Origin of the sequence: Myroides sp. LoEW2-1, assembly GCF_009767705.1 — a bacterium.
Lineage (GTDB): Bacteria > Bacteroidota > Bacteroidia > Flavobacteriales > Flavobacteriaceae > Flavobacterium > Flavobacterium album_A.
The window spans coordinates 1-18,015 of record NZ_WSPP01000200.1 but is presented as its reverse complement, the minus strand read 5'-3'; the positions used below and the strand labels follow the sequence as shown (position 1 = coordinate 18,015).

The following is an 18,015-nucleotide window of genomic DNA, read 5'->3' as shown; positions in this document are numbered from 1 at the left end:
TTAATATGAAAATGAAAAAACTACTCATACTCATGTTTAGTTTCTGTTTTATCTTTTTACAATCTTGTAAAAAAGACGTAAACAGTGATTTGACATTGTCAAATCCTAAACTATTCACAGAGTATATCGCGTCTTTCACGACTGGTGTTGTATCTACCAAGGCACCTATTGACATAGGTCTTACTAAAAATATAGGTGACTGGGAGGCAAATCAAGAAGTAGATTCAAAACTCTTTACGATCACTCCAGCAGTGAAGGGTAAACTTATCTATTTGCCAACAAATGTATTGCGATTTGAACCAACTGAACGATTAAAACAGGATCAAAAATACGCAGTGAGTTTAAAATTGGGAGAAATAGTAAAATTGGAAGATAAACTTTCTGAATTTAATTTCCAATTTAACACCATACCTTTAACATTCAACGTAGAATTCAATGATTTACAATCAGTTGACACGGATAATTTTATCGTTAACGGTGTTCTTTCTTCAAGCGACTGGGTGACTACTGAACAAGCAAAAAAGGTTATTACAGCGAAGCTTAAAAACAACGAGAAAGTAGAACTACAATTAACAAGTGAAGCTAAAAGTGAAGCTAAAGAATTTCCCTTTATCGCAAAGAAAATTACCGCTCAAGATCAAAGCACTGAATTAGTATTAAGTATAAACGGAAAATCACTGAATACAAATCAAAATACTGATTTTACTTTTAGTATCCCACCAAATCATGCTTTTTACCCTTTTTTCATTAAAACATTTCCAAACGATGATCAATCAGTTTGGATTAATTTCTCTAAACCTTTAAGGAAAAATCAGTCTTTTGAGGGTTTAATTTCACTTTCGGATAACAATAGTAAATTGACATATACCACTGACGGTAATGTTTTGAAAGTATATGTAGACAAACCTATAAAAAATGAAGTTACTTTAACTGTACATCGTGGAATTAGAGGATTAGACGGAACGTCAAACATCACATCAGATTTAGAACATTACTTCACTGTAAATTTTGGTATACTTAGTCCCCAAATCGAATTATTGAGTAACGGTACTATACTTCCAAGTTCACAGAATTTAAAGATAAATTTCCAAGCTACAACACTGAATGCTGTGGATGTAAAGGTATATCGAATCTTCGAAAACAATATCTTGCAATTCTTACAAGACAATAGCTTAAATGGTTCTTATAATTTACACAATGTTGCTTCACCTATAGCTGAAACAACAATAAAACTGACCAATGCTAATCCAAAAGCATTACTCAATTGGAATACTTATGCACTTGACTTAGCCTCTATCATTACTCCAGAGCCTGGAGCTATCTACAGAGTTGAACTTAGTATGAAGAAAGCGTATTCTTTATATACCTGTGGAGAGGAATCAACCGAGGATAATAGCGATAGTAATGAACAATATGCAACAGACTATAGTGACGAATATGACGAATATGATGATTATGAATACTATTATTACAATTGGTCTGAAAGAGATAATCCATGTGATCCAGCTTACTACTATTATCAAGGAAAAAAAGCAATTAACGTACTTGCAAGTGATTTAGGAGTAATTATCAAAGGGGGAACTAATAATGTATATTCAGCAATAGTAACTGATTTAATATCAACAGAACCTATCGGTGCTGCAACAGTTGAGTTTTACACCTACCAACAACAGCTAATAGCATCATCTAAGACGGATTCTTATGGTCTATTAAGCATTAACTTAGAAAAACAAAAACCTTCATTTGCTATTGTACGTCACGAAAAAAACACTACGTACGTAAAAATTGAAGAAAACAATGCATTAGCTATTAGCAACTTTGATGTTGATGGTACAAAGCTAAATAACGGAATCAATGGTTATCTATACACAGAAAGAGGAGTATGGAGACCTGGTGACGACATCTTTATCAGCTTTATATTAGATGATACAGCAAATCCGTTGCCATCACAACATCCTATCAAATTAACTTTTAGTGATCCTTATGGAAAGCTTGTAGATCAAATAATTCGCAAGAAAAACAATACTAATCACTATGTATTCCAATTAAAAACCTCAGCTGAAGCACCTACAGGAAATTGGTCAGCTAACCTGAGTGTTGGTGGTGTGAAGTTCTATAAAAGAATCAAGATTGAAACAATTAAGCCAAACCGCTTAAAAATAAAAAACAATGTAGAAGGTAAAGTGTTGTCAAGTACAACAAGTAAACGCGTTGATTTCAATGTTCAATGGCTGCAAGGTACTACTGCTAAAAACCTAAAAGCAAATGTTACAATGAAGTTGATCAAGCAGCCTACTGCCTTCAAGAAATTCAAAAATTACACTTTTGAAAACAATCTCTATTCTGACTATTCACAAGATAACACAGTTTTTAATGGAAGTACAGACTATGATGGTAATTTCTCCTTCTACCTCGATTCAGATTATTCTTTCAAAAATGCAGGTTTACTAAAAGCAATATTCGTAACTAAAGTATTTGAGAACGGAGGAGATATGTCTACTGACGTTTCTACTGCTACGTATTCACCATTTTCTTCTTATGTTGGTATTCTTTCACCAGATCCAAATAAATATGGATACTATGAAACAGATCAGAAGTTAAAATTTAGCTTCGTTAAGTTAAACGATCAAGAAGAAACACTACAAGGAAGAATTAAAATAGATATCTACAAAAACAGTGGATCTTGGTGGTGGAGCAGAGGTAATAATGGATATTCAGATTACAGTACATCAAGTTATTATTCACTTTACCTATCAGAAACAATTGAAACGAATAGCAATGGTCTTGGTGAATACACTCTAACGATTCCAGAGCAAGATTGGGGTACTTATGAAGTAGTTGCAACAGACCTTTCTAGTGGGCATATTTCTGCAACCACTATTTATGTAGATTGGCCATACTACTCTACAAGAGCTAAAGGTAGTCAGGCTAAAGAAGCAACTATGTTATCTATTGCTACGGATAAGAAAGAGTATTCTGTTGGTGAGAAAGTAAAACTATCTTTCCCTTCAAGTGAAAACGGTAGAGCTTTAGTATCGATTGAAAATGGAACAAATGTCGTTGAAACACATTGGGTAAAAACAACTAAGGGCGAAACAAACTTTGAGTTTACTGCTACAGCTAATATGGCTCCTAATATTTATATAAATATATCGTCAATTCAGCCACACGCTAACACCCTTAACAATTCACCTATTCGCTTATATGGTATTGTCCCTATAGACGTTTACGATAAAAAGACAAAGCTTGAGCCAATCATCACTATGCCTGATAGATTGCAGCCAGAAGCGGATTTCAGCATTCAAGTAAAAGAAAAGTCTGGACAAAAAATGACTTATACTATCGCTGTGGTAGAAGAAGGATTATTAGATTTAACGAGATTTAAAACTCCTAACCCATGGGATAACTTCTACTCAAAAACAGCTTTAGGAGTGCGTACATGGGACATCTACAATGATGTAATTGGAGCCTATGGTGGATCAATTAATCAAATTTTCAGTATAGGAGGGGATGAAGATCTGGGTGCAGGAGAAGTGAAAAAAGCGAATAGGTTCAAACCTGTCGTGATACACGAAGGTCCTTTTATACTTGAAGCTGGAAAAACGGCTAACCACAAACTAAAAATGCCTAAATATATCGGTTCTGTTAGGACTATGATAGTAGCTGCCAATGCAAATACAAAAGCTTATGGTAATGTTGAAAAAACAGTAAAAGTGAATAACCCTCTTATGATTTTGGGTTCTTTACCTCGAAGAGCTGTACCTGGTGAAAAAGTAACTTTACCTGTTACCGTATTTGCAATGGAAAAACAGATTAAAGATGTGAAAGTAACTGTTAAAACAGACGACAAGTTTAAATTGTTAACAGAAAGCTCTCAAAATATAACATTCAGCAGTCCTGGTGATCAAATTGTATATTTTGATTTAGAAGTATTGCAAAAAACAGGTGTATCTAAAATTCTTATAGAAGCTACTTCTGGAAAAGAAAAGGCTAACTACGAAGTAGAATTAGATGTTCTAAATCCAAATCCAATTGCAACACAAAACCATACCATTACAATTCATCCAAACCAAACAGAGAAAATAAACTGGGAAAATTTTGGTGTAAGCGGAACTAATACTGCAGTTTTAGAACTGTCAAATTTCCCTGGCATCAACTTAACATCTCGATTGAAATTCCTTATTAACTACCCTCACGGATGTAGTGAACAGATTACTTCAGGTGTATTCCCGCAGTTGTTCTTAGAAGACTTTACGGAGTTAAACGACTCTAAAAAGAAATCGATTCAAAACAACGTTAATGCAGGTATTGTAAAATTAGCTGAACGCCAAATGTCCAATGGAGGATTCCGCTATTGGAGTTCTTCAACATACGCAGATGATTGGGCTACTTCTTATGTTGGTCACTTCTTCTTAGAAGCTGAAAAAAGAGGATATGTCTTACCTGTCGGAAGTAAAGCGAACTGGATTTCATATCAACAAAATGAAGCGAGAAATTGGAGACATCAACCAAACTACAACAACGATGTTGCTCAATCATATCGCCTTTATACTTTAGCATTAGCTGGAGCTCCAGAATTAGCATCCATGAACAGGTTAAGAGAAACTGCTAATATTTCACAAATTGCTAAACTACGATTAGCAGCAGCCTATGCTTTAGTAGGGCAAAAAGAAATTGCTACAAAACTCGCTACAGAAGGCAGCTTAGATAATAGAGATAACAATTACTTTTACTATGGGTCTTATGAAAGAAATATGGCTATGGCCTTGGAAACGCTAATCTTGACAAACTCCGATGCTACAAGGACATATGAACTTGCTACAGAATTGGCACACAAACTTGGTTCAGATACTTGGATGAGTACGCAAACCACTGCCTATGGATTAAATGCTATTTCACAATACACAAAAAAATTAGCTAAATCTAATGGTATAAAAGCTACATACTCACTAAATGGACAATCTGCTACTGTTAACGACAAGAATAACTTCTTTAATAAAGACCTAACTTCATTAAAAACAAATAATGAATTGTCGCTAACAAACACAAGCAATGGCGTTTTATATGTAAAAGTTGCTACAAGTGGTATACTTCCTATTGCAAAAGAATTGGTAGATGAGAGTAAGTTAAGTATCAAAACTACATTCACTGATACAAAAGGTATGACAATAGATCCAACCACACTAAATCAAGGAACTGAGTTTATAGCTTATATAACGATTACAAACAACGACATAAAATCAGTGGATAATATAGCACTTACACACATTGTACCTTCTGGATGGGAAATTGTCAATCTACGTTACACTGAAGCAGGTGATTCCGACAATCAAGTAAGTCATACAGATATAAGAGATGATAGATCTATGTTCTATTTCTACCTCAGCGGAAAGAGTAGTAAAGTTCTAAAAGTCAATCTGAATGCCTCTTATTTAGGTAAATACTATATGCCAGGTGTGCATGCAAATGCAATGTACGATAACTCATATCGTTCTCGCACAGCTGGTAAATGGATAGAAGTAGTTAAATAATTATTCTAATATTTTTATACTTTATACAGGGAGCTTATACTCCCTGTATTTATTTGTGTTTATATGAGCAAAAACAAATTCTATAAAATATCTACGTGGAGTACTAAGAAAAAAGTAAAAGTTTCCATTGTTCTGCTTTTGCTAATAATCTATTATTTCAGTTTGCCCAGACAGTTGTTTGACAAGCCCTACTCGACTGTTATTGAAAGTCAAGAAGGAAAGTTAATAGGAGCCCAAATAGCCACTGATGGACAGTGGAGATTCCCAGAAACTGATACTATTCCGTACAAGTTTAAAATGTGTATTACGCACTATGAAGATGAGTACTTCAATTATCATTGGGGTATCAACCCTGTATCAACAGTAAAAGCACTTATAACAAACTTGAAAGCAAAACGCGTCATAAGAGGAGGAAGTACTTTAACTCAGCAAACAATCAGACTTGCACGAGATGGACAAAAGAGAAGTTATGCCGAAAAGTTAATTGAAGCCATACAAGCCACGCGATTGGAGTTTAGATACAGCAAGGACAAAATTCTTGCTCTCTACGCATCTCATGCCCCTTTTGGAGGGAATGTGGTAGGATTAGATGTTGCTGCTTGGAGGTACTTTGGAAACACACCAGACCAACTTTCTTGGGCAGAATCAGCGACTTTAGCAGTTTTGCCGAATGCTCCGAGATTAATTTACCCAGGCAAGAATCAAGATATACTATTGCGAAAAAGAAATGCTTTACTTAAAAAAATCTATGACAATAAAATCATAGACAAGACCACCTATGAGCTGGCCTTAATAGAACAACTACCTCAAAAGCCTCATGATCTACCACAAATTGCACCGCATCTTTTGCAATTAGTTACTAAAACTAAGAAAGAAAAACTGACTAAAACAACGATCAACTACGACATTCAAGTAAGGGCTAATGAAATTATTGCGAGCTATTATCACAATTATAAACAATCTGAAATACACAATATCGCAGCAATCATTATTGATGTAGACACACGTCAAATAGTCTCCTATATTGGTAATTCTCCTACTACCTTTCAAAACAAGAAAGACGTAGATATCATTAGAGCACAAAGAAGTACAGGAAGTATACTTAAGCCTTTCTTATCAGGAGCAATGTTAGATGAAGCTGAAATATTACCCAAAATGCTCATCCAAGATATCCCAATCGTCATATCAGGTTATAAGCCAAAAAATTATAGCAACACATACGAAGGAGGTGTACCTGCCGATCAAGCATTATTCAGATCATTGAATATTCCCTTTGTGCTAATGTTACAGAAATACAGCGTTTACAAATTTCACGACCAATTGCAGTCTTTCGGTTTCAAAAGTATAAACAAACACCCTAATCACTATGGGCTATCTCTCATACTTGGAGGTGCAGAAAGCAGTCTTTGGGAAATAACCCGAGCATACGCGGGTATGGCCTCAACATTAAACTACTTCAACAGTCACCAGGGTAAATATAGAGAAAATGAGATTCAAGAACTTCAATGGGATAAAGACGAAATGAAACTCGACTTTGGAAAAGAAAGAAAAGAATCAGCTACAATAGGCGCAGGAGCTATTTACAGCACTTTTAAAGCATTAACTCTCGTTAATAGACCCGAAGGTGATGAAGCGTGGAAACATTACGACTCTGCCGTTAAAGTTGCTTGGAAAACCGGAACAAGTTTTGGAGGAAGAGATGCTTGGGCAGTGGGTCTGAATAAAAAATACATCGTAGGTGTATGGGTTGGTAATGCTACAGGGGAAGGAAGGCCATCTATCAGTGGAGTGAGAATGGCAGGGCCCATTCTTTTCGACCTATTCAAGTTACTTCCTAAGGCGACTTGGTTTGACACACCTCTGGATGATTTAGAAGAAGAAGATGTCTGTGAGATTTCCGGTTATACAGCAGGTCCAAATTGCAAGGCTATAAAACAACTCATTCCCTATCGAGAGAAGAAGGTAGAAATATGCCCGTACCACACATTGCTACACCTTGATGTTACAGAGCAATATCAAGTGAATAGCCAATGTGAACTAATCACAAATATCGTGAGCAAACCGTGGTTTGTTTTACCGCCAATTATGTCATACTATTATAAGAATTACCATAGTGATTACAAAGACCCTCCTCCTTTTAGAGAGGACTGTGATCAAAGCGGTGAAAAGAACACAATTGAATTTATTTATCCAAAACACGGAGATGTAATTTATCTAACAAAGAACTTCCTATCAGAGTTACAGCCTCTAATAGCTAAAGCTGCTGTAAACACAACTGACAGAAATATCTATTGGTACTTAAATGAAGAATACATAGGGTCAACAACAATCTTTCACGAGATGCCTATCCAAACCACTCCAGGAAAACATTACTTGACTATAGTCAATTCTTTAGGGGCAAGCAAGACTATTGAAATTGAAATAGCTCTTAGCTCTGATAACTAAATTCACAATAGACTTCAACAGTTTAACAGAATAAAAAAAACCTGCTAACTCATTAGCAGGTTTTTATTTATTCTGATAGATTGTTACCTTTATCATCAAAGAAATGGTATTCTAAATACGTGTAAGCGTCGCGTGGGACAATCTTTACCCACTTTTTCATTTCCATCCACCACTTAAAGCGAATAGATGGAAAACCATTTTTCAAATACGCAGCCACGAATGGATGAGTATTCAAGATAATCTTAGTTGATTTATCTCTTAAAACAATGCTTTCCAAGTCAGCCTTGATTTTATCGATAACAAGGATAGGAGCTTCAATTTCCCCATGTTCATTAGGGTCTTCTTCTCTTGTTTCGATACTTACTTCAGGTCTAACCCTTTGCCTTGTAATCTGAATTAAACCAAATTTACTCGGCGGCAAGATTTTGTGTTTGGCCTTGTCATCACTCATTTCCTCTTTTAAGAAATCATATAATGTCTTTCTATTCTCTGGGTTCCCCATATCAATAAAATCCACTACGATAATTCCACCCATATCTCGTAATCTCAATTGTCTTGCAATTTCTGCAGCGGCAATCAAATTCACTTCAAGAGCAGTGTCTTCTTGAGATTGAGCTTTGTTAGACCTATTTCCACTATTGACATCAATCACGTGAAGTGCCTCAGTATGTTCTATAATTAAGTAAGCTCCCTTACTCATAGAAACAGTCTTACCAAAAGAAGTTTTGATTTGACGTTCAATACTGTATTTTTCAAAAATAGGTACCTCTCTTGACTGATAGTGTTTCACTATGGAAACTTTAGAAGGAGCAATCTCTTGCAAATAGTCCTTCGTGTGAAAGTACATATCCTCATCATCTGTAATAATACCCGTAAAAGTATCATTAAATACATCTCTCAGTATAGAAGATGCTTTGTTCACTTCTCCTAACACTTTAGAAGGATGATGAGCTGTAGTTAACTTTTTGCACATTGCATTCCACTTGTCCATTAAATTTTCTAAATCTCTTTCGATATCAGAAACGGACATACCTTCAGCAACTGTGCGTACTATAACTCCAAAGCCTTTTGGCTTTATTGTAAGTACCATTTTCTTTAATCGTTCCTTTTCTTCCTTAGATTCGATCTTTTGAGAGATCGACACTCTATTAGAAAAGGGAACCAGAACAACATATCGCCCTGCGATTGACAACTCAGAACTAATGCGTGGTCCTTTTGTCGAGATAGGTTCTTTAACAATCTGAACCAACAAAGATTGATTAGCACTTAACACATCAGTGATAACACCGTCCTTATCAATCTCCTCTTCAAAAGGAATATTCTTTAAAGAAAATTCTTTTAATTTACCTCCGCTTACAAGTTTAGTAAATTTCAACAGAGTCTTGAGATTTGGTCCCAAATCGTGGTAATGCAAAAACGCATCTTTCTCAAATCCCACATGAACAAAAGCGGCATTTAATCCAGCCACTGGTTTTCTGATCTTAGCAATAAAAATATCGCCTACTTGAAATCCAGTATCTTCTGTTTGTTCACGTTCTCTGTGTAATTCTATAAGTTTTCCATCTTTTAATAAGGCAAAATCTACTGTATCAGAATTCGACCTAATAATTAGCTCTTTATTCATACTGTACATTTATATCCATACTCATTCATTAACAGTTTATTCAAACCAAAAGGAGTTTGTATAGATGGATTAAACAACAATAGTAGGTATATAACCCGAAAGACCTACCCCTCCAAGAGATAAGTCTTTTTTGTTTTTTCTTTCAGTAAAAGAAAAAAGTAGTTTTAAACTACTTTTTCTTTTTGTGACGGTTAGCTCTCGCTCTTTTTTTACGTTTGTGAGTCGCTACCTTATGTCTTTTTCTTTTTTTACCACTTGGCATAATGTGTGTAATTTAGAGATTAATAAATTATTTTACTTTAACTTCTGTGTTTGACTTAACGCCTTCTACAAACACCTTAGCAGGTTTGAACGCTGGGATGTTATGAGCAGGAATTCTAATTGTAGTGTTTTTAGAAATGTTTCTTCCTGTTTTCTCAGCTCTTGTTTTGATGATAAAACTTCCAAAACCTCTTAGATACACGTTTTCACCTGTCTCTAACGACGCCTTTACTTCATCCATAAAAGATTCAACTGTCGCCTGTACGTCACCTTTCTCAAGCCCTAATTTCTCTGAAATTTTAGCTACAATGTCTGCTTTCGTCATTTTTAGATATAAATTATTTTGTTGTTGTCCGAAATTTTTAGAGTGTGCAAATATATTAATTTATAATCCAATAATTCAACCTTAATCGATTAAAATTTAATTATATAAAGTTTTAAGTTTGCATTTAAGACTTTTTAAAATGCTTTTCCATAACAAACTCATTACTTGGTATTTACAAAATAAACGCCATTTACCATGGCGAGAAACAAAGAACCCTTACGCAATTTGGCTATCAGAAATTATTCTTCAACAAACACGAGTTGCTCAAGGATTACCCTATTTTGAGGCTTTTTTGACCAACTATCCAACAGTACAAGATCTTGCCAACGCCCATGAAGACGAAGTTATGAGATTATGGCAAGGTTTAGGTTACTATAGCCGTGCACGAAATCTTCATTTTACAGCAAAAACAATAACACATGAACTCAATGGCGTATTTCCAAACAACTACAAAGACCTACTCAAGCTTAAAGGAGTCGGTGAATACACCGCTGCAGCTATTGCGTCTATTGCATACGGAGAAATCGTACCTGTAGTCGACGGGAATGTCTTTCGAGTACTATCGCGAATTTATGGTATAACCTCAGATATATCAACGGCTACAACCAAAAAAGAGTTTCAAGCCAAAGCACAAGAACTAATCTCTCATGAACAGCCTGCGACCTTTAATCAAGCCATCATGGATTTTGGTGCCATACAATGTACACCTAAATCACCTCAATGCCCACAATGCCCATTTATTCAAGATTGCGTTGCCTACAATACCAATCAAGTTGACAAATTACCTGTAAAACTTGCAAAGACAAAAGTAAAGAAAAGATACTTAGATTTCTTAATATTCGTTGATAATGACCAGAATACATATATCCAACAGAGAACAAAAAAAGATATATGGCAAAAACTGTATCAGTTTCCATTAATCGATCGCTTTGAACAAAGTGATATCAACGTACAACAAATACTCACAGAAGACTTCAAAAACCAGCCTGTCAAAGACATTGTACAACTAAATACTGATTATGTTATTCACATTCTGTCACACCAAAAACTACACATACACTTTTGGATGATAAAATGTGAAAAATTAGCACGAAACGAAAATTATGAAATAGTATCATGGAGCCAATTAAATAAATTTGGTTTTCCAATCGTAATTCATAACTTTATTAACTCTATAAACACAAAGTAAAATAGCCATAATATGAACGGTACATTAAACAAAGTTATTTTAATTGGCCACCTTGGAGACGATGTGAAAATACATTATTTCGAAAATGGCAATTGTATAGGTAGATTCCCTTTGGCTACAAATGAGGTTTACATCAATAAAACAACAAACGAGAAGATCACTTCAACAGAATGGCACAATATTGTAGTTCGAAATAAAGCTGCAGAAGTATGCGAAAAATACCTATCGAAAGGAGATCGAATCTATATAGAAGGTCGCATTAGAACAAGGCAGTGGACTTCAGATGATGGAACATCTAAACAAACAGTAGAGATTATGGCTACTGAATTTACTTTTTTAGATGTAAAGAGAAATGCAGATCACAAAGACAATCAATCTGCGTTTGATCAACAGAAAAAAGAAGACGTCAATAACTTCGTTATACCTAAAGAAAATAATGATGACGATTTGCCGTTCTAAATACAAAATGATTTATTAATGCAAAAGATACGAACCTTACTATTTACAATACTCTTATTTACAAGTGGTTTACTCCTTTCTTGTAAAAATGAATCATTACCTAAACCAAAAGCATTCTTAGCCTTAGAATATCCAGTACAAGAGTACTCGACATTTGAGAGTCAAACCAGATCATTCTCGTTTGACAAAAACAAGATTGCCTCCGTCAAAGAAGTAAAAGCAGATGCTATTGAGATTCACTATCCGCAAATGAAAGCTACGATTTACTTAAATTACAAGAGGATAGACAAGAATTTAGACAAGCTATTTAAAGATGCTCAAAAACTTACTTATGAGCACTTTATCAAAGCGGATGACATCATTGAACAACCCTATATCAATCCTAATGACAAAGTATATGGGATGTTCTATTCACTTCAAGGTGATGCCGCTACTAACGTACAATTCTATGTAACAGATAGCGTTAAAAACTTTCTGACAGCATCTCTTTATTTTTACGCAACTCCAAACTATGACTCTATCTATCCAGCTAAAGAGTATATAAGAAGTGATATGCAACACATTATAGAAACGCTAAAGTGGAGAAAAGATGAAATCACAGACTTTACAATCAGATGTGGTCCTAACGAAATAAATATGTAAAACAAAGGAATGATTAAGATACAATCATTCCTTTGTCTTTTTCTACCATAACTCACCTAATCAATAATACAGCCTATATTCAATCTTCTATACACTCCTGCTCAATTATACTATACCCTGCACGTTAGAGCCCCTAATACCACCAAAAGCACCTTTACGGCATCGCCCTTCTTTGATAATACTTCTACTTACTCCACTATCCTTTTACTGTCGAACTACACTTTCGCTCATACTTCTTTGGCAGTATTAAGAACTGAAATCAGCAAACAATCTATCCATAGTTCAAAGCCAAACAACAACAAAACCGACATACCTGCATAATTACCTGTATATCAAAAAGGTTAAAAAACGTCTCACAACTATTTTTGTGTACAAACAATTCACAACATACAAGATAAGATCAATGATCGAAGGACAACCAATTCTTCCCTTACCACATAATCAACTCCACGATTCTCCTACTCCACCCAATCTAAGGTTGAAAATGAGCTAAACAAGTTCGCTACTATACAACAAACAAATCAAAGTGTAATACAGCAAATTGACAATTGCAACAATGGGATTGAACGAGCTTAAAAGAAGATAACAGTGTGAATAATGAGTGCTCAAAAATATTCCTTAGTAAAGCAAACAAGGTGACTTCATACAAGAAGTAAAAATAGATGATAACCTTATGTGATCAATTGATCAGCATTCAGCCATTTTAAAAGACAGGCCCAATCCTGTCTATGAACGAAATCACCAAAATCAAAGATAAAGTTGACGAATTTTAAAAAGCGAATTAGCAAGTTTTATACGAGGGGTTAGCTTGCACTTTCTTGGGGTTTGGTAGCACTTTTCTATGGGTTTTCTTGCCCAGAGCGTACTTTTGTCGAAGAAAGGTGCAAGAACCCCCCAAGCAATGCCCTTGCATCTCACTACAAAGCGGTAGGTAAATCACTAATAGGTAAGTGGAAATCGCAAGCTGCTGGCTACAATCGAATCCAGATCAAATAGGATTAACTCAAGAATGACTTCCAACTCAAATAACTTCAATCTCAAAAGTAAAACACAATTAGACCCAATCTATAAATTTATTACTGACCGTTTTATATCAATTCAAGACCGCCTAAAACAAAAAAAAACGAAAGCACCTTGTACCTTCGTTTTTACCCATTATGAATAAAATACACAACTTAGTCGTGTAAATCTATACGCTAATTATTTTATGCTACCTACATTCATATTCTCAACTTTGTAGATACCGTTTGCTATCTTCTCAACAGTAGCTATCAAAGATTCAACATTCTGTTTTGCATCGTCAAACTCAACCGTAGCTGTTTTAGTCTCAAAATCAACTTTTGCTACTTTAACACCATTTAATCCAGCTAATTTTCCTTCAATTAATTTAGCACATCCAATCTCACAAGTCATACCATCAACTTGAAAAGTAGCTGTTTCAACAGTACCTGTAACTTCTTTAGCATCATTTGAAACTGTTTCTATCTCTGCTTTATTCTCAACTCCCTTGTCTGCTTTTTTGTCATTACAACTCATAAAAACAAATCCTCCAATCAAAGCAATTACTGCTAACTTATAAAATCTCATACCGTAATTATTCTTTATATTAATCTAAACACAAAGGTACAAAAAAAGCAACCATAAAATGATTGCTTTTTTATTCTAATGATGTAGATAATCAATTATTTGAAATCCGCATCAGATACGCCTTCGTTAACTTTCAATTCCGTAACCTTCACTTCCATTTCCATTCCTACATTGATAATTTGAGTGAATGGAAATTTAACTCCTTTCACTTCCTTGTAGTCTTTGTAAGTAGTAATTTCTTGCATAGATTGCTCTCCAAAAGATTTTGTTGCTATGGTTGACACCTTTAATCCTGAAGCTAAATCGTAATAATACACCGTGTCGCCATCCTGAATACCTATAGCATCTTTCCCATCAATACTCTCTACTCCTACCAATGAAACAGACTTCCCTTTCTTCCACTCTAACTCAGGAAAAAGAACAGCCTCATCTCTCAATTTCTTCAACTCTTCACCTTCCATTTCCATCTTTTGTCCTTGTGCAATTACATACCCCCCTTTAGGAGTTAAAATCTGTTTGCCTACAACAGGTCCACCACTGATCTTTTGTTCACTGTACAAATAACCATCCTTTAACTTAAGAGTAACTTCCAAGTTCATACCTTGAACAGCTGCACTACTCTTCATTAAGATAGATTTCACTGCATTGACTTGCTTTTCACCACCAATAGCTGCAATATACTTATCTACAGTTGACTCCACAGTAACTCCTGCAGGAATAGCTTTTTCAAAAACAGGTTTATCAATTAAATCACCAAACGTATTGTAATAATTAATTGGCAGTCCTAAGTTCTCTAATCCCTTAACTACATCTGCACCTTTCCCTACAATAACAATTCTTTGATTGTCTTTCAAGAAATACTTCTTTGCTACGCGCTGTACATCTTCAGCTGTCACAGCATTTACATTCTTAATATAGTTTTCGTAGAAATCCTTCGGTAGCTTGTGCAACTCTTTATTAAGAGCAAACCTTGCAACTGTCTCTGGTTTTTGAATACTCATGACAAAACTACCTACATATTTAGCTTTAGCATTCTTTAATTCCTCCGGCTTAACTAATGTGGTGCGCATTAAGTCAATTTCTTTGATAAACTCAGTTACAGCACTATCCGTCACAACATTTCGAACAGATGCAGTTGCTTTAAATTTACCAGGGTATTTACGACTTGTCGATACCATAGAATAAGCTCCGTATGTCCATCCATGTGCTTCACGCAAGTTTAAGAAAAGACGTCCTTCTCCCCCTCCTCCAAGTATTTGACTTGCAATCAGAGCAGCAAAAAAGTCTTTGTCATTCATCTTTAATTCAACCTCATTTACCAAAGCAATCTCAGATTGAACAGCATTAGGCATATCGATAAAGTCAATTTGTGTTTTAGCTACATTACCCTTCACAGTATTACTTTGATAAGTAGCATTCGACTTTTTCCATTTGCCAAACAATTTGGTAACTAACTTTTCAGTCGATTTGTAATCCACATCACCTACAACAACTAAATAAGCATTATTAGGATTGAAGTGTTTCACATAATATTCTTGTACATCCTTTAATGTCACAGATTCAATTGTCTGTAAAGTTTCAAACTCCCCTGCTGCATTATCCTTTCCATATAGCAAAGCATCTTCTAATTTTGCAGCAACTTCAGTCACACTTTTTTCATTGATCTTAAGAGCTTCGATTGCTTGAGCTTTAGTTTTGTCAAACTCCTCTTGGGTAAAAACGGAATTCAAAGCTCCTTCAGCCATAAGTTCTAATACTTCAGCATTATACTTGGATAAACCACTTGCATAAGCCCCGCTACTGCTAAAGCGTATAGATGCACCTAAAAAATCAATTTCTTCATTGAAAACATCTTTCTTTTTATTCTTTGTTTCTGTCCCCATCATCCCAGACACTAACGAAGAAACCCCTGCTTTATCCCCTTCGAAAACCAAAGGGTTATCAATTGTCAAAGTATAAGAAACTTGAGGTAATTTATTGTTCTTTACAATCAAAACCTTAAGCCCATTCTTTAACACAAAAGAAGTTGGTTCGCTAATATTTATTGTTGGAGCTGGTCCAGGAGCAGGTTGTTTTCTATCTTGTGCGACTCCCTGAACTGCTGTTAAAGCAAGAGCAAGAGAAGCTGCATATATATATACTTTTTTCATTAGAATCTATTATTTAGTTGTTAGCATTTTTTTCAGGAATATAATCTAAAATAAGGCGTTGATTTGTGTTCAAATACTTCTTAGCAACCTCTCTTATTTCCTCTCTCGTAATACTGCGATAAATATCGATATTAGTATTGATCAAGTTTACATCTCCATAAAGTTTATAATATGTCGCAAGATTATCAGCTAAATCTTCAATATCAGAATTTGAATCAACATATCTCTTTTCAAAGATGTTTTGTAGTTTTTGATAATCTTTTTCTGAAATCAACTCAGTCTGCAACTTCACAATCTCCTCATCGATTTCCTTTACAAGATCTTGAAGTGTAAAGCCTTGCATTGGCAATCCATAAATAAAATAAATACCATAATCCTCTTGACTAAAACTAAAAGAAGCTAACTCCAAAGCCATTTTCTTTTCATCAACAATTTTTTTGTATAATCGAGAGCTCTTTCCTCCAGATAGAACAGCCGAAATCATATCCAAAACTCTTGCATCGCGAGTTTTCATTGAAGGTGTACGATACGCTTGAACCAACATTGGTATCTGAATATTCGGATCTTGATACTCCGCTCTAATTTCAGTAGTGATTGGATCTTCCTTCTCAAAATTCCTAACAACCTCTTTTCCTCTTGGTATCACACCAAAATACTGTTGTATCCAAGCCTTAGCCTGATCAATCTCAATGTCACCAGCAACAACTAATACAGCATTATTAGGCACATAATACTTATGGTTAAAATCTAAAAACTCATCTAAAGTAGCCGCATCCAGGTGCTCCATAGATCCAATAGTCTCCCAGCGATAAGGGTGCTTTTTAAACAAGTTTTTCTTTACCTGACCGAACAATTGCCCGTAAGGTTGATTATCCATACGCAATCTTTTTTCTTCCTTCACAACTTCATTTTGCGTATTCACCCCTACTTGGTTAATTACAGGGTGTAACAAACGCTCTGACTCCATCCATAGTCCTAATTCTAAGTTATTTGAAGGGAAAACTTCGTAATAATATGTCTTATCATCAGAAGTATAAGCGTTATTTTGTCCTCCGTTAGCTGTAACAATCTTGAACCAATCACCACGTTCAATATTTTTTGTCCCTTCAAAAAGCAAATGCTCAAAAAAGTGAGCAAAACCAGTTCTTTCAGGATTCTCATCTTTTGCTCCAACGTGATACAATACAGAAGTAACAACGACTGGTGCAGATTTGTCTTGATGTAGAATAACGTGTAGTCCATTGTCTAAAGTGTACTCTTCAAACTCAACTTTTTGAGCAGAAGCATTAACTCCTAATAGCAATGCACTAAAAATCAATAAGGATTTTTTCATTATATAATATTTTTGAAATTAGGTTATTTAATAAGATATGTCGTCATCTTGCAAAGAATGTTACAACTAAAATGAAATTTATTTATAGGAATACTCTTTTTACTCTATTGTTAAGAGTGTAATAAACAAAGACATAGATCATGTCAACCTACCATCACACTTGAAGTTACTAATGTGTACTACAAATGACAATGCTATTTACTGCTATCTTTTCCTACACTGTCTACAATCGCTATTATTCTAAAACAGCACTACAGCTTAGTTTTTAAAACAAAGTATAAAGCAAGCAGAAACTTATATAAACTCAATAAAAAACATAACAATCTCACAACCATTGAAATATAATTTCACAATAAAGGTAAATATCCAATAGCGTCCTAAATAAATTTAGTACATAGAATATCCTCCCACTTTAGTAGGATACGAGTATATATATGATGATTTTTAAAACAGAACCCCCTGTTGTAAT

The 18,015-nt window shown here is 34.9% G+C and carries 10 protein-coding genes; 5 read left to right on the top strand and 5 right to left on the bottom strand.

Going from position 1 to position 18,015, the window contains the following annotated elements; translation table 11 throughout:
- Positions 1-5: 5 nt before the first annotated feature.
- Both GOQ24_RS11795 and pbpC read left to right on the top strand, forming a co-directional pair.
- The gene (locus GOQ24_RS11795; protein ID WP_160339774.1) at positions 6-5,531 is read left to right on the top strand and encodes an alpha-2-macroglobulin family protein; all 5,526 of its coding nucleotides are present in this window, start codon (positions 6-8) and stop codon (positions 5,529-5,531) included.
- A 63-nt stretch (positions 5,532-5,594) separates the two neighbouring features.
- On the top strand, positions 5,595-7,976 hold the full coding sequence (gene pbpC / locus GOQ24_RS11790) for a penicillin-binding protein 1C (protein WP_155090928.1): 2,382 nt from the start codon (positions 5,595-5,597) through the stop codon (positions 7,974-7,976).
- A gap of 67 nt (positions 7,977-8,043) precedes the next feature.
- On the opposite strand, the gene GOQ24_RS11785 is transcribed toward pbpC, so the two are convergent.
- Positions 8,044-9,600, bottom strand: coding sequence for a ribonuclease E/G (locus GOQ24_RS11785; RefSeq protein ID WP_155090929.1), 1,557 nt, complete (start codon positions 9,598-9,600; stop codon positions 8,044-8,046).
- Positions 9,601-9,889: 289 nt separating this feature from the next.
- A complete protein-coding gene (locus GOQ24_RS11780; RefSeq protein ID WP_002989807.1) occupies positions 9,890-10,186 on the bottom strand; it encodes an HU family DNA-binding protein in 297 nt (98 codons plus the stop codon).
- A 139-nt stretch (positions 10,187-10,325) separates the two neighbouring features.
- On the opposite strand from GOQ24_RS11780, the gene mutY reads away from it, so the two are divergent.
- From mutY to gldD, 3 genes are read left to right on the top strand one after another with little or no spacing between them, the layout of a single operon-like run.
- On the top strand, positions 10,326-11,375 hold the full coding sequence (gene mutY, locus GOQ24_RS11775; protein WP_160339773.1) for an A/G-specific adenine glycosylase: 1,050 nt from the start codon (positions 10,326-10,328) through the stop codon (positions 11,373-11,375).
- 12 nt (positions 11,376-11,387) lie between these two features.
- A complete protein-coding gene (locus tag GOQ24_RS11770) occupies positions 11,388-11,834 on the top strand; it encodes a single-stranded DNA-binding protein (protein WP_155090931.1) in 447 nt (148 codons plus the stop codon).
- A gap of 18 nt (positions 11,835-11,852) precedes the next feature.
- On the top strand, positions 11,853-12,476 hold the full coding sequence (gldD, locus tag GOQ24_RS11765; RefSeq protein ID WP_160339772.1) for a gliding motility lipoprotein GldD: 624 nt from the start codon (positions 11,853-11,855) through the stop codon (positions 12,474-12,476).
- A gap of 1,200 nt (positions 12,477-13,676) precedes the next feature.
- Here the strand turns inward: gldD and GOQ24_RS11760 are convergent.
- The 3 genes from GOQ24_RS11760 to GOQ24_RS11750 form a co-directional block, all read right to left on the bottom strand.
- Positions 13,677-14,063 (bottom strand): heavy-metal-associated domain-containing protein, encoded by a 387-nt coding sequence (locus tag GOQ24_RS11760; RefSeq protein ID WP_160339771.1) that lies wholly within the window; start codon positions 14,061-14,063, stop codon positions 13,677-13,679.
- 95 nt (positions 14,064-14,158) lie between these two features.
- A complete protein-coding gene (locus GOQ24_RS11755) occupies positions 14,159-16,213 on the bottom strand; it encodes a M16 family metallopeptidase (RefSeq protein WP_160339770.1) in 2,055 nt (684 codons plus the stop codon).
- Between the two features lie 13 nt (positions 16,214-16,226).
- Positions 16,227-17,546: a M16 family metallopeptidase gene (locus GOQ24_RS11750; RefSeq protein ID WP_155090935.1), complete on the bottom strand. Its 1,320-nt coding sequence runs from the start codon at positions 17,544-17,546 to the stop codon at positions 16,227-16,229.
- Positions 17,547-18,015 lie beyond the last annotated feature (469 nt).